We start from the raw sequence: 12987 nt of genomic DNA, 5'->3' as shown, positions 1-12987 counted from the left end.
CAGAGGGACCATGCGCATCGCCTTCATGGGAACCCCCGATTTCGCCGTGCCGACGCTCGACGCGCTGGTCGCGGCGGGCCACGAGCTGGCCGCCGTCTATTGCCAGCCGCCCCGCCCCGCCGGGCGCGGCAAGGCGCTGATGCCATCCCCCGTCCAGCGTCGCGCCGAGGAGCTGGGCATAGCGGTCCGCACCCCGGCCACCCTGCGCGATGCCGAGGCGCAGGCCGGCTTTGCCGCGCTCGACCTCGATGCCGCGGTGGTCGCCGCCTACGGGTTGATCCTGCCGCAGCCGATCCTCGATGCGCCGCGCCGGGGCTGCCTCAACGTCCATGGCTCGCTGTTGCCGCGCTGGCGCGGCGCGGCGCCCGTCCAGCGCGCTATCCTCGCCGGCGATCCGGTGACCGGGGTGACGATCATGCGGATGGAGCGCGGGCTCGACACCGGGCCGATGCTGGCGACCGTCGAAACCCCGGTCGCGGGCAAGACGGCGGGCGAGCTGACCGACGAACTGGCGCGCCGCGGGGCGGCACTGATGGTCGATGTCCTCGCGGACCTTCCGGCCTATCCGCCGGTGGTCCAGCCCGAGGAGGGCGTCACCTATGCCGCCAAGATCGACAAGGCCGAGGCCCGGATCGACTTCGCCGAGGCCGCCGGGCAGATCGAGCGGCAAGTACGCGCCTATAACCCAGCCCCCGGCGCCTGGTTCGAACATCTGGGCGAGCGCATCCGCATCCTCGCCTGCGAGGTCGTCGACCGGCATGGCCTCGCCGCGCCCGGCGAGGTGATCGACGACCGGTTGACGATCGAATGCATCAACGGCGCGATCCGTCCGACCCGCGTCCAGCGCGCGGGCAAGGCGGCGATGAGCCCCGAGGAACTCCTGCGCGGCTTCGCGATCCCGCCGGGCACCCATCTCGACGGTCCGCCGCGCGGATGACGCGCTTCCGCCTGACCGTCGAGTTCGACGGGCGCCCCTTCATGGGATGGCAGCGGCAGGCGCACGGCCCCAGCGTGCAGCAGGCGATCGAGGAAGCGATCACCGCCGTTACCGGCGAGACGGCGGTGCTCCACGCCGCCGGCCGCACCGATTCCGGCGTCCATGGCCGGGCGATGGCCGCGCATGCCGATATCGCCCGGCCGATCACGCCCTTCAGGCTGAAGGAGGCGCTCAATGCCCTGCTGCGCCCGGCGCCGGTCGCGATCCTCGCCGCCGAGGTCGTCGCGGAGGACTGGCACGCGCGCTTCTCCTGCATCGGCCGTCGCTACGTCTACCGCATCGTCAACCGCCGCGCGCCGCTGACCTTCGATGTGGGGCTCGCCTGGCAGGTCGCGGCCGAGCTCGACGACCGGGCGATGGACGACGCCGCGCAGCATCTCGTCGGCCGCCACGACTTCACCACCTTCCGCTCGGCGCATTGCCAGGCCGAAAGCCCGGTCAAGACGCTCGACCGGCTCGAGGTGCGCCGCATCGGCGAACTGATCGAGATCGAGGCGGCGGCGCGCTCCTTTCTCCATCATCAGGTCCGCTCGATGGTCGGCTGCCTGATGCTGGTCGGGCGGGGCCGCTGGAGTTCCGGCGACCTGGCCGGTGCGCTGGCTGCGGCGGACCGCTCGCGGCTCGGCCTCAACGCTCCGCCCGACGGGCTCTACTTCATGGAAGCGGTCTATCCCGGATGAGCACCCGCGCCGCCCGCCTCCTACTCGCATCGATCGTCGCGCTGACGCTGGGCATGGCGGCCCATGCCGACACGGTCACCCTGCCCGACGGCACCCAGATCGAGGATTATGAATTCGGAACCGGCGTCGAGGCCCACGCCGGCCGAACCGTCAGCGTCCATTATACCGGGTGGCTCTGGCTGCCGGAGGAGGAAGCGCGCGGCAGGAATTTCGATTCGTCGCGCGGCGGCGAGCCGATCAGCTTCGTACTGGGCAGCGGCACCGTGATCGACGGCTGGGATTCGGGAATCGCCGGGATGAAGGAAGGCGGCATCCGCACCCTGATCATCCCGCCCGCGGCCGGCTATGGCGCGAAAGGCAAGGGCCCGGTCCCGCCCGACAGCTGGATGATCTTCGAGGTGGAGCTGATCAAGGTCCGTTGAGGGTCAGCGTCCAGTCCCGAACAGCCTGCCCAGCGACCGGTCGAGCATCATCAGCTGCCACAACAGGCGCCCATGGTCGACGCGGCCGCCCTGATGTTCGGCGACGACGGCGTCGAGCGCCGCAGGCTCGAACCATCCGGTCTCGACCAGCGACGAGGCCTTCGCGATGCGGCGGGCCTCGCCGGCGAGCGGCCCCCGGAACCAGGCGCTGATCGGGGTGACGAAACCCATCTTGCGGCGGAACAGGATATCGTCGGGCAGATAGCGGCGCATGGCCCGCTTGAGCAGCCATTTGCCGGTCGAGCCGCGCACCCGCATGCCCACCGGCAACCGCGCGCCGAACTCGATCAGCCGATAGTCGAGCAGGGGCTCGCGCGCCTCTAGCCCGACCGCCATGCTGGTGCGGTCGACCTTGGTCAGGATGTCGCCGGGCAGCCAGATCTTGATGTCGGCATATTGCGCGCGGTCGAGCGCGTCGCGCGCCGGCGCCTTGCGCATCGTCGCGATATAGCGGTCCTCGGCGCGATGCCCCTGTAGTTCGCGCACCGCCCGGTCGGTATAGAGCCGCCGCCGCATCGCCGGCGCGGTCACGCCCACTGCGAGCGCATAGGCTTCCTCGCTCGACCTGGCGAGCCCCTGCAGCGTCGTCTTGGCGCGCAGCTTCTGCGGCGCCCAGTCGAGCTTGGGATAGACCCGGCCGAGCGTCCCGAAGACGGGACGACGAAAGCCGAGCGGCAGCAGCCGGCGCACCCGTTCCTCCGCCTGGAAGAAGGTCAGCCGGCGATAGCCCGCAAAGGCCTCGTCGGCGCCGTCGCCCGACAGCGCGACCGTCACCGTCTCGCGCGCCAGTTCGGAGACGCGGTAGGTCGGCAGCGCCGAGGCGTCGGCGAAAGGTTCGTCGAAGGCCTCGACCAGCGTGTCGATCAGGCCGTAATCGTCGGCCGAGACGACGCGGGTGCGATGATCGGTGGCGAAGCGCCCCGCGACTGCTGCGGCATAGCGGGACTCGTCGAAATCGGGGTGATCGAAGCCGATCGAGCAGGTCTTCACCGCCTGCCTGCTCGCCTCCGCCATCAGCGCGACCACCGCCGAACTGTCGACGCCACCCGACAGAAAGGCGCCGAGCGGGACGTCCGCCACCATCCGGTCGGTGACGGCGGCGCGCATGATGGCGACCAGTTCCTCTTCGAGCGCGGCCGCGCCGCCCCTGGCCCGCTCGGCGAAGCTCACGTCCCACCATTGTGCCGGCCGCGGCAGCGGGGCGCCGCGCTTCATCAGCAGGTAATGGCCGGCCGGCAGCTTCCTGACCCCGGCGACGACGCTGCTGTCGTCGGGGACGTAGCCCAGGCCCAGATAGTCGTCGACGGCGCTGAAATCGGGCGTCCGGCGCAGCAGCGGGTGGGCGAGCAGCGCTTTCAGCTCCGACCCGAAGATGACGCTGCCGTCGGACAGCTCGGCGTAGAATAGCGGCTTCACGCCCAGCCGGTCGCGGGCGAGGAACAGGCAGCCGCGCTCCTGATCGTGGATCGCGAAGGCGAACATGCCGTTGAGGCGCGACAGGCAATCTGGGCCCCATTGGCGCCACGCCTCGACGATCACCTCGGTGTCGCTGCTGGTCCGGAAGCCGCGGCCGAGCGCCTCCAGCTCGGCGCGCACCGCGCGATAATTGTAGATTTCGCCGTTATAGGTGAGCATCGCCCGGCCGTCATTGCTGGCCATGGGCTGGGCGCCGCCCGCCAGGTCGATGATCGACAGCCGCCGATGGCCGAGTCCGACCCCGGCATCGGTCCAGGCGCCGGCCCCGTCGGGCCCGCGGTGGGCGATCATGTCGGTCATGGCCCGGACGCGGGCTTCCTCGACCGGCTTGGCGGTCTGCAGATGATAGATACCGGCAATTCCGCACATGGGTTCAGGGCTGTCCGATCAGCGAATCGAGAGCGCGAAGCTGCGCCTCCCAGTCATAGCGCGCGATGACGTGCGCGCGGGCCGCCCGGCCGATCGCCTCGCCCTCTTCGCAATGGGTGAGAAGATGGAGGACGGCATTGGCCATGTCATAGCCGTGGGCGACCAGCAGATGTTCTCCCGGCACCGCGTCTATTCCCTCGAACGCCGCGGGGGAAGCCACCACCGGTCGCGCCATCGCCATCGCCTCGAGCACCTTGTTCTGGACCCCGCGCGCGATGTCGAGCGGCGCGACGACGGCCGCGGCGGCGGCCAGCCAGGGCCGCACGTCGGGCACGGCCCCGGTGACGATGACGTTCCTGAGCTTGGCCAGGTCCCGCACCGCCGGGGTCGGATCGCGGCCGACGATCGCGAACAGGGTCGAGGGGTGCTTGGCCCGGATCGCGGGAAAGGTCCGCCGCGCGAAATAGTCGACGGCGTCGGCATTGGGGCGATAGTCCATCTGCCCGGTGAAGACGAGCATCGGCTCGGCCCCCTCGAGGCGGGGGAAGCCCGCCGGGTCGAAGAAACCGGTGTCGATGCCGTTGTCGAGCGCGCGGACATGGCTGCTCGACAGTCCCGCCCGTTGCCGGAACAGCGCCGCCTCCGCCTCGCTGACGAACAGGCTGACATCGGCCCAGCGGCCGACGCTGTCCTCATATTCGCCGAGCAGCCGCGCCTCGCGGCGATGGATCCAGCGCATCGGGCCGCGCTCGGCGGCGCCATAGGCCGCGAACTTCTCCGAATCGACGTCGACGAAATCCATGATGAAACGGCGCCCCCGGCGATCGTCGGGCACGAACTGCGCCATCTGTCCCGAATAAGCGAGGATCGTGTCGATCGGCCGTTCGGCGAGCAGCTGGTCCACCATCCGCATGATCCGCCGCGATCCGAACGCCGCGACCGACACCGGCTCGCCCAGCATCAGCGCCTCCAGCCCGGCGCGCAGCCTCGACTTGGCGCGCACCTCGATGTGGAGCGACGCGAGCATCGGGAGCAATTCCTTCGCCGCCTTGCGGTCGTCCTCATTGTCGACGAAGCCGAGCAGGTGGACGGGCCGCATCCGCGCGAGGTGCCGGAGCATGTGGAAACTGCGGATGCGATCCCCCCGGTCCGGCGGAAAGGGGATGCGATGGGCGAGGAACATCAGCTCGCCCATCAGCCGAGCCCCTTGGCGATCCAGGGACCGATCCGGTTGGCGAGGGACAGCGGAAGACGCTGCCACAGCGCGATCTGCAGCCGATATCTCGGGCTCAGCGGATTGATCTCGCGCGGCTGCTGCCCGTCGGCGGTGCGCGCGGCATAGCCGAGCGGCTCCGGCTCGAAGCCCCAGTTCTTCTTGAAGGCGAACGCACCGGTCCCGAACTTCGACCGTCCGAAATCGAAGGCGGTGCATCCGCGCCGTCGCGCGTGAAGCATCAGCGCATAATACATCATGTCGTTGGCGCGCCACGTCCGCGCCGCCCGCGTGCCGCCGCCCCAATAGGGCATGACGACGCCCTTGTGGTACAGGCTCAGCACGCTTGCGAGCGGCACCCCCCGATGGCGCACCGTCAGAATGTCGGCGTCCTCGCTGAAACCGTCCAGCACCGCGTCGAACAGCGCCCGTGGAAAGACGGGCGTGCCCAGGTTGTGGACGCTTTCGGCATAAACCGCATAATGGGCCGCCCTATCCGCCTCGTCGCGCCCGGCGGTGACGGTCAGCCCGAGACCCTGCGCCTTGCGCACTTCGGCGCGCTGCTTGCGCGGGATCGCGAGCAACTCGGCCTCGTCGTCGGCCGCGAGAGGCCGGACGAAACCGGCGTAGATGCCCCGCTCGACATGCCAGCCGCTGCCCGACGGCAGCGCCCCGCCGCGCAGTTCCAGCGACGGGCAGCTCAGCCGTCCGGCCAGCGCCCAGCCCGCCTCCGCCAGCCGATCGACGGTCGCGTCGTCGTCGGCGATCGGCCCGCCGCCCACGGCGAAGCCGGCCGACACCAGCGCCCGCCCGAACAGCGGCGAATGCATCTCGGTCAGCGGCAGCAGTCCGGTGAGGTCGCCATCCGCGGACTCGGCAACCAGATAATGGGCGGCCTGTCCGCAGCCCCGCTCGACCGCGCGGCTCCACGCCGGGCGATGGAAAGCACTGCCCTGCGGATGGCGCTGGACATAGGCCTCGATCGCGGCGGCGATCGAGGGATCGGTCAGGGCAACGCGGCGGACCCCCGTCACGGCCTAGGAGGCCCCGGCCGCTTCGGCGGCGACCACGCGGTCGATCCGATCCCAGCGGAAGTCGCCGATCACTCGCTCGAGCTTGCCCTCCATCGCGCCGAGCCGCGCATAATGGCGCAGCTTCGACTTGAGCGGCGCATCGGCGACCCTCGGCTGGCCGGGATCGATCTCCCACGGGTGGAAATAGAAGACGGCCGGATGCCGCTCGCCGTTCACCTGCCGGATCGCCCAGCGCGAAAAAGCATAGGGGAACAGCCGGAAGAAGCCGCCGCCGCCCGCCGCGACGATGCGACCGCCCAGCCGGGCGGTCGTCACCGGCAGCTCGACCAGCGCGCTGCCCGCCACCGGGCGGAAGGCGAAGCGCGGCGCTTCGGGCCAGCCATAATGATCGTGCACCACCGGAGCGACGCTCGACGAATAGACATAGCCCTCCTCGGCAAGGATTTCGTGGGCCCAGGGGGTCCGGGCGTCGATCGAGAAGCTCGGTGCGCGATAGCCGATCACCTTCTGCCCGCCCAAGTCCTCCAGCACCGCGCGGGTGCGGCGCAGGTCCTCGCGGAACCGGTCCGGGGTCATGGTAAAAACGCGGAGATGGTCCCAGCCATGGCTGGCCAGTTCATGCCCGGCATCGACGATCCGACGGATCAGCGACGGATTGCGCTTCGCAACCCAGCCGAGGGTAAAGAAGGTCGCCCTGGCGCCCATCCGGCCGAACAGGTCGATCACCGCGTCGCTGTTCCGTTCGACCCGCGGCGTCAGCGCATCCCAGTCCTCGCGACGGATCGTGCGTTCGAAGGCGCCGACCTGGAACCAGTCCTCGATATCGACCGACAGGCCGTTGGTTACCATGATGCGATCAGGCCGCGTCCTGGTTGCCGCCATCGCCGCTGCCTCGTGGATCGCCGGGCCGCGAGTTCCCGGGCAGCAGCGGATCGGTCTCGACCAGTTCGACCAGCAACGACAGGGTCCGCCGCAGCATCGCCTCCTGCTCGGCCAGCCGGGCCTCGAGCGCGGCGTTGCGCGCGGCATAGTCGGCCACCGCCGGATCGGGCACCGCGGCGGCGGGATGGGGCGGGGCAGGTACCGGCGCCGGCGACGCTTCCGCCAGCGGCGGCTGATAGGCGGGCTGGACCGGCGGCGCGTAGGTCTCGGGCGCCGGCGCGAATATGGGCGGCGGCGCGGCGGCATGGACCGGGGCCGGCGCGACCGCCGGATCGGCGTCCACGGCCCGCAGCGGGGGCCGGGGCGGGACGATCGGCGGCGGCGCCGCCGCCTGGGGCGGCACATAGCCGTCATAGCGAGGGGGCTGTGCGATCGACGGCGGCGGAATATTGGCCGCGAGTGCGGCGAACGGATCGGCGGGCGGCGGAGCCGGCTCGTCCTCCTCGTCGGGCGCGTAGCTGGTATAGGACGGCGCGGCGGCGCCTCGGTTCGGCTCGACCTGTACCGCCTGCGACGCGGCGGCGGGCGGCGGCGCCCATTGCGGCGGCTCTGGCTCGACCGGGGCGGGCGACCATTGCGGCTCCGGCGCAGCAGCCGGCTCGACCGGCGCCAGATAGGCGGACGGCTGCGGCATCGCCTCGGGCATGATCGGCATCGCCCGCGCCAGCGGCTGGGGGCCGGCGGCGGGCATGATGCTCTCGCTCGCCAGATCGGCGGCGACATCCTCGACCACCTCGCCGTCGATATCGATCAGCCGCTCGATCGCGCCCTGCAGCATCACGCGTCCCGCCAGCATGTTCAACCGGCGCGGGATGCCGCCCGACAGGCGGTGGAAGGTCTCATAGGCGTCCTGCGTGAAGCGCGGCGTGCCCTTCCAGCCGGCGCAGGCCAGCCGGTGCATGATGTAGGGCGCCACCTCGTCCGCGCCCATCGCGGTCAGATGGTGGGTGGCGATCACGCGCTGGCGCAGCTGTTCGAAGCGCGGCTGGGCCAGCGCATCACGGAATTCGGGCTGGCCGAGCAGAAATATCTGGAGCAGCGCCTGCCCGCCATATTGGAAGTTCGACAGCATGCGCAGTTCTTCGAGCGCCGAGATCGGCAGGTTCTGCGCCTCGTCGACGATCAGCAGGGTTCGCTTGCCGCCGCGCGCCTGTTCATGGAGGAAGCGCTCGATCCGGGCGAGCAGTTGCCCCTTGGCGGCGACGTCGGTGGCGATGCCGAGCGCGAGCGCGACGATCCGCAGGATGTCCTCGCCCTCGAGCTGGGTCGAGACCAGGTTGATGGCGGTCAGCCGCGAGCGGTCGATCGTCGCCATCAGGCGGCCGACCAGCATCGTCTTGCCGGTCCCGACCTCGCCCGTGACGACGATGAAACCCTCGCCCTGCGCAAGGCCGTAGCCCAGATAGGTCATCGCCTTGCGGTGGGTGGCGCTCTCGAAATAGAAGCGCGGGTCCGGAGTGAGCTGGAAAGGCCGGTCGGTCAGACCGTAGGGGTCATGATCCAAATCGACCCTCCCGCCTGGACAGGCAGCGATGCCGCATTTCAAAACCGATACTGCAAACCAAGCCGCGCACGCCCCGATACATCGGCCGTTGTCCCATCCTGCTTCGACCCATCCACCGCGACGCTTGCCTGCATCCGTATACCACGTCCGAAGCTTTGATAGTAACTGGTGCTGAACGATCCAGACATCACATCAGCTGCTCCGACCTGCCCATTCTTAAACAAATTGCCGCTAAAAGAAAAGGACAGCCCCGAGGTGCGGCTGAGCGGCCGGCCGAACGTCATGTTGGCGAAGAAGCTCTGGTCGACCACGCCGTCGAGTGAAACCGGGGAATTGGGATTGTCGATATAGTCCCGGCGCGAATAGCCTAACGAACCGCTGAAGGTCCAGATCCGCATGGCGCGCATGAAAATGATGTTCGCTGCCCGCTCGCGGTAGCTGTTCGCCGATGCCTGGCCCAGCGCGCCGTTCACGCACTGTCCCGAACCCTTGGTCTTGCCGAACAGACATTGCTGATAGGAACTGGCCGGATCGACCTGGCCGACATCAATCGCCGGCGACGTCCCGGCCAGCCCATCCGATAGTCCCTGGCCGAAGCTCTCCACCCTGTCGCTGACGATGAAGGTCAGGCCCGATCGCTCGTCCGGCCGCATCTCGACCAGGCCGGTGACGGACAGGTCGCCATAGCGGCGGCCGACGCGCGCTTCCATGCGGGTGCGCCGGCTGGGCTTCCAGATGACGCCCGCATTGGCGATCAGGCCGGATACGTCATAGGTCAGGAAGCGCGGACTCGCGGGGTCGACGACGAACCTGCCGCCCTTGCCGCGCACCGGAAAGCCCGTGACCGGGTCGAGCAGCGCCGAACGTTCCGAGGTCCGGACCTGTTCGTACCCTCCGCTCGCGACCAGCGCGATCGGCTCGCTCGACAGCGGAAGGCGGACCTCGCCGATCACGTTGAAGGACCGGAAATTCTCGGCCAGGTTGGTGGTGTCCTCGTGGCGATATTCGGACGCGACCTTCCATCCGAACGGAAGGGCGCCCGGATCCATCCCCAGGTCCAGCGTCACCCGCTGCGCCTTGGAGCTGTCGAACCGGTCGTTGATCGGGCCGGTGGCGGGGGGAGCGTCCTGGGTCGTCTCGTTGCGCGTATAGGCGTAGCGATAGCTCAGCCCGACGCTCACGTCCCCCAGCCGATGCGAGATCGTCGGCTGCACGAAGGCCGAATAGGTCTGCGCCAGATTCTGCGGATCGCCGACATTGAACTGCGGCGCCGCGCCGGTCGCATCGACGCGGCTCCGGGTGATGATGGCCCCCGTTTCCATCGTCAGCCACTCGTCGATGAGGTTGGCCTGCAACCGCATCAGCCCGTCCTGGTTGAAGTTCTTCCCCACGTCGCCCATCTCGGGCATGCGGTAGGAAAGCCGGTAGGTGCCCGACGCCACGATGCGGCGGTTCTTGATCTGGGCGGTCAGCGTGCCCGAGACCTCGGTATAGGTGACGTCGTCCTCGCCCGGTCCATGCAGCTGCGTCTCGGCGACCTGCTGCGTGTCGATGAAGGCGCCGATCTCCGGCCGATCGGCACGGGCCACGCCGCAAGCAGCCCCTCCGGCGAAGAGACCCAGCAGGATTCGCGATGTGGCGCTGCTCATCGCGGCGCTTCATATCCGTAGTAGCTGCCGAACCGGCGGGCGTTGGGCGCGAAGCGCGCGCCGTTGAGGAGCAGCTGGATCTCCTCGCAGCCGCCGAGCAGCAGCACCGCGTCGCGCAGTTCGGCCTCCGCCGTCTTGTCGGCACGCACGACGAGCAGCACCTGACCGACATGATAGGCCAGCACCGACGCCGGCGACGCGGCCAGCGCGGGCGGACTGTCGAACAGGATGATCCGATTGCCCTTGGACGACAGCCGTTCGATGATCGTGCGGGTACGGTCGGCGGCGATCAGCTCGGTCGCCTCGTTGGTATATTTGCCCGAGGGCAGCACCGAGAGGTTGCCGACGTCGGTCTTGATCACCAGCGTCTCGACGTCGATGTCGGGATCGGCGAGCGCGTCCATCAGGCCGACCGGCCCCTCGATGCCCAGCGTCGACAGCACGGTCGGCTTGGCGAAGTCGCCGTCGATCAGGAGCACCTCGATGTCGCGCTCGTTCGCCATCGACAGCGCGAGGTTGACCGCGCAGAAGGTCTTGCCCTCGTTCGCCTGGGCCGAGCAGATCAGGATGCGGCGCCCGTTGGGCAGCGCGGTCGGTCCGATCGCGTTGAGCAGCAGGGTCCGCTTGACGATGCGGAACTCCTCGGCGAGCGCCGTTATCGCCGCGTCGGGCATCACGAAGCCCTGGTCGATCAGGTCGGCGCGATTCACCTTGGCGGTGCGATAGACGATATCGGGCGCGGGCAGCGCGGTGCCGCCATCCCGGCCGGCGAGCGGCGGCGTGGCGGGCGGCACCAGCGCAGCCCCCCCAGCCTCGGCCAGGGCGGGCGGTGGAGGCGGCGCACCCGTCCCGGCGATGCTCCGCCCGGTGTCGAGCGCCGCATAGGGCAGCGGCTCCGGCGCCTGGGGTTGCGACTGGGCCGGCTGCAGAGGCGCCTGTGACGGGCTCAGCGGCACGTCGATGATCGGCGCCCCGCCGCCACCGCCGTCCGGCATCACGACCCGGGCGCGCAGCACGGCTTCGAAGTCATAGACCGAACCGGCCCGCTCGATCAGCGAACCGCGGCGCTTGCGCTTCCGGGGCGGCGGCTTGCCGCTGTCGTCCTGTCCATCCATAGCGTCAGGGCACCATGATGCGTTTGACGAACTCGATCAACATCAGCAGCATGAACATGCCCGGCAAGCCCGCCGCCGCCGAGGAGAACCACATCATCTGCTTGCGGCGGATCACCCGCGCGTCGGCGGTGATCACCTCCGAAATCGATCCCAGCACCGGCAGGCCGCTGGCCTTCGCCAGTTGCTGGGTGGTCGTATAGACGCTGGAGAGCTGGCTTTTGGCGAAGGCCACGCCCGAACCGATGACGATCCCGGCCACCAGCACCGCGGTGAGCAGCATCGTCCGGTTGGGGGCGGCCGGCTGGCGCGGCAGCGACGGCTGGTCGATCACGCGAAACTGGACGCCGTCGGTCTTGCCGGTCGCGTCGGACCGCAGCTTGGCGGATTCGCGCTGGGCCAGCAGCTTGTTGTATTGCTCCTTGAGCACGTCGTAATCGCGGTCCAGCCGCGCCTGATCGATCTGGGCCACCGGAGCGGCGAACTGGCGCTGCGCGATCATGTTCACCGCGCCCTCGAGCTGCGACTTGCGCGCCTGGAGCGCCGCGACATTGCCCTCGCGTTCGGCCTGCATCGACTTGAGCGAGACGTAGACGGGATTGGGCGCCATCGGCACCGATCGGCTGCCGCCGCGCGCCTTTTCGGCACGCAACTGAGCGAGCTGGGCGCGGATTGCGATGACGTCGGGATGCTTTTCGGTCCACCCCCGCGAGATCGCCTCCGACAGCTGGCCCTCGAGCGTGCCGATGCGCTGGTCGAGCGAATCGATCCCCACGCCGCCCGCCGGGATCTGTGCGGGGGTGGCGGCAATCTGGCCGTTCATCGCGGCCAGCGCGCTGCGCGCCTGCATCAGGCCCGATTCGAGGTTGACCATCTCGTTGCGCGCCGCGTCCATCCGCTGGTCCAGCGTGCCCGAACCGGGCAGCGAACCGAGCGTGTCCTGGGTGATCTTCGCGCGCCGGCGGTCGACGTCGGTCAGCTCCTTCGCACGGCGGGCCAGTTCCTGGTCGAGGAAGGTCAGCGTCTCGGCGTTGTTCGCCTTGCTGCCGATCACATTCTCCTGGATGAATATCTCGATCAGCTTCTGGGTGACGTTGCGCGCGATGAAGGCGGTCTGCTGCTCCGAGATGCTCTTCAGGCTGATCCGCGTCTTGATCTCGAGCAGGTCTTCGCCCTGGGCGGTGATCGAGATGCCGCCGCGCAGCGCGCCGATCAGCGACAGCGCCTCATAGGAGGTCAGCGGCCGCTCGCCGTTGGAAACGGTGCGGACCACCCGTTTCAGTATCTCGGTCGAGGTCAGCGACTGGCGGACCCGGTCGACATTCTTCTGCATGTCGCCTGCGGCCCCGTCGGCGAACAGCGACTTGACCTGGACCTGGACGCGCGCGCTGCTCTCATAGGCCGCGGGCACGCGCATCACCATCACCCAACCGATAAGGCAGAAGCCCCAGGCGACAGCGAGCGCCAGCCAGCGCATCCGCCAGATCGCGTACAGGGCGATCCTGATCTCGGTGTAGATGGCTTCCATC

At 69.3% G+C, this 12987-nt stretch carries 11 protein-coding genes; 3 read left to right on the top strand and 8 right to left on the bottom strand.

The genetic code is table 11. From position 1 onward, the window contains the following. Positions 1-10 precede the first annotated feature (10 nt). Genes fmt through ASE22_RS21370 form a run of 3 tightly spaced genes read left to right on the top strand, consistent with a single transcriptional unit; the run spans position 11 to position 2099 of the window. A complete protein-coding gene (fmt, locus tag ASE22_RS21380; protein WP_056364395.1) occupies positions 11-937 on the top strand; it encodes a methionyl-tRNA formyltransferase in 927 nt (308 codons plus the stop codon). Further along, positions 934-1677, top strand: coding sequence for a tRNA pseudouridine(38-40) synthase TruA (truA, locus tag ASE22_RS21375; protein WP_056364393.1), 744 nt, complete (start codon positions 934-936; stop codon positions 1675-1677). Before fmt ends, truA begins: the two co-directional genes overlap by 4 nt. Then, a complete protein-coding gene (locus ASE22_RS21370) occupies positions 1674-2099 on the top strand; it encodes an FKBP-type peptidyl-prolyl cis-trans isomerase (RefSeq protein ID WP_082545536.1) in 426 nt (141 codons plus the stop codon). Before truA ends, ASE22_RS21370 begins: the two co-directional genes overlap by 4 nt. Positions 2100-2102: 3 nt before the next feature. Here the strand turns inward: ASE22_RS21370 and ASE22_RS21365 are convergent, their stop codons facing one another. From ASE22_RS21365 to ASE22_RS21330, 8 genes are read right to left on the bottom strand one after another with little or no spacing between them, the layout of a single operon-like run. Continuing rightward, entirely contained in the window at positions 2103-4004 is a 1902-nt protein-coding gene (locus tag ASE22_RS21365) for an XrtA/PEP-CTERM system amidotransferase (RefSeq protein WP_056364391.1), read from the bottom strand. Positions 4005-4008: 4 nt separating this feature from the next. Next, entirely contained in the window at positions 4009-5199 is a 1191-nt protein-coding gene (locus tag ASE22_RS21360; RefSeq protein WP_056364389.1) for a TIGR03087 family PEP-CTERM/XrtA system glycosyltransferase, read from the bottom strand. Next, the gene (locus ASE22_RS21355; RefSeq protein ID WP_056364387.1) at positions 5199-6251 is read right to left on the bottom strand and encodes a FemAB family XrtA/PEP-CTERM system-associated protein; all 1053 of its coding nucleotides are present in this window, start codon (positions 6249-6251) and stop codon (positions 5199-5201) included. Before ASE22_RS21355 ends, ASE22_RS21360 begins: the two co-directional genes overlap by 1 nt. A gap of 3 nt (positions 6252-6254) precedes the next feature. Further along, positions 6255-7133, bottom strand: a complete 879-nt coding sequence (locus ASE22_RS21350) for an XrtA system polysaccharide deacetylase (protein WP_082545537.1) — start codon at positions 7131-7133, stop codon at positions 6255-6257. Further along, positions 7108-8697: an ExeA family protein gene (locus tag ASE22_RS28040; protein WP_056364385.1), complete on the bottom strand. Its 1590-nt coding sequence runs from the start codon at positions 8695-8697 to the stop codon at positions 7108-7110. Before ASE22_RS28040 ends, ASE22_RS21350 begins: the two co-directional genes overlap by 26 nt. 38 nt (positions 8698-8735) lie before the next feature. Further along, entirely contained in the window at positions 8736-10346 is a 1611-nt protein-coding gene (locus ASE22_RS21340) for a hypothetical protein (protein WP_056364383.1), read from the bottom strand. Next, positions 10343-11461, bottom strand: coding sequence for an AAA family ATPase (locus tag ASE22_RS21335; RefSeq protein ID WP_056364382.1), 1119 nt, complete (start codon positions 11459-11461; stop codon positions 10343-10345). The genes ASE22_RS21340 and ASE22_RS21335 overlap by 4 nt, the downstream gene beginning before the upstream one ends. Positions 11462-11465: 4 nt before the next feature. After that, positions 11466-12986 (bottom strand): XrtA system polysaccharide chain length determinant, encoded by a 1521-nt coding sequence (locus ASE22_RS21330; RefSeq protein ID WP_056364380.1) that lies wholly within the window; start codon positions 12984-12986, stop codon positions 11466-11468. Between the last annotated feature and the right edge of the window lies 1 nt (position 12987).

It is taken from the genome of Sphingomonas sp. Root720 (assembly GCF_001428605.1).
GTDB lineage: Bacteria > Pseudomonadota > Alphaproteobacteria > Sphingomonadales > Sphingomonadaceae > Rhizorhabdus.
The sequence above is the reverse complement of the archived record's forward strand: the minus strand, read 5'-3'. Positions and strand labels throughout refer to the sequence as shown.

Coding starts and splice junctions, on each gene's coding strand:
- fmt (WP_056364395.1), top strand. CDS start 11: ATGCGCATCGCCTTCATGGGAACCCCCGATTTCGCCGTGCCGACGCTC.
- truA (WP_056364393.1), top strand. CDS start 934: ATGACGCGCTTCCGCCTGACCGTCGAGTTCGACGGGCGCCCCTTCATG.
- ASE22_RS21370 (WP_082545536.1), top strand. CDS start 1,674: ATGAGCACCCGCGCCGCCCGCCTCCTACTCGCATCGATCGTCGCGCTG.
- ASE22_RS21365 (WP_056364391.1), bottom strand. CDS start 4,004: ATGTGCGGAATTGCCGGTATCTATCATCTGCAGACCGCCAAGCCGGTC.
- ASE22_RS21360 (WP_056364389.1), bottom strand. CDS start 5,199: ATGGGCGAGCTGATGTTCCTCGCCCATCGCATCCCCTTTCCGCCGGAC.
- ASE22_RS21350 (WP_082545537.1), bottom strand. CDS start 7,133: ATGGCGGCAACCAGGACGCGGCCTGATCGCATCATGGTAACCAACGGC.
- ASE22_RS21340 (WP_056364383.1), bottom strand. CDS start 10,346: ATGAGCAGCGCCACATCGCGAATCCTGCTGGGTCTCTTCGCCGGAGGG.
- ASE22_RS21335 (WP_056364382.1), bottom strand. CDS start 11,461: ATGGATGGACAGGACGACAGCGGCAAGCCGCCGCCCCGGAAGCGCAAG.
- ASE22_RS21330 (WP_056364380.1), bottom strand. CDS start 12,986: ATGGAAGCCATCTACACCGAGATCAGGATCGCCCTGTACGCGATCTGG.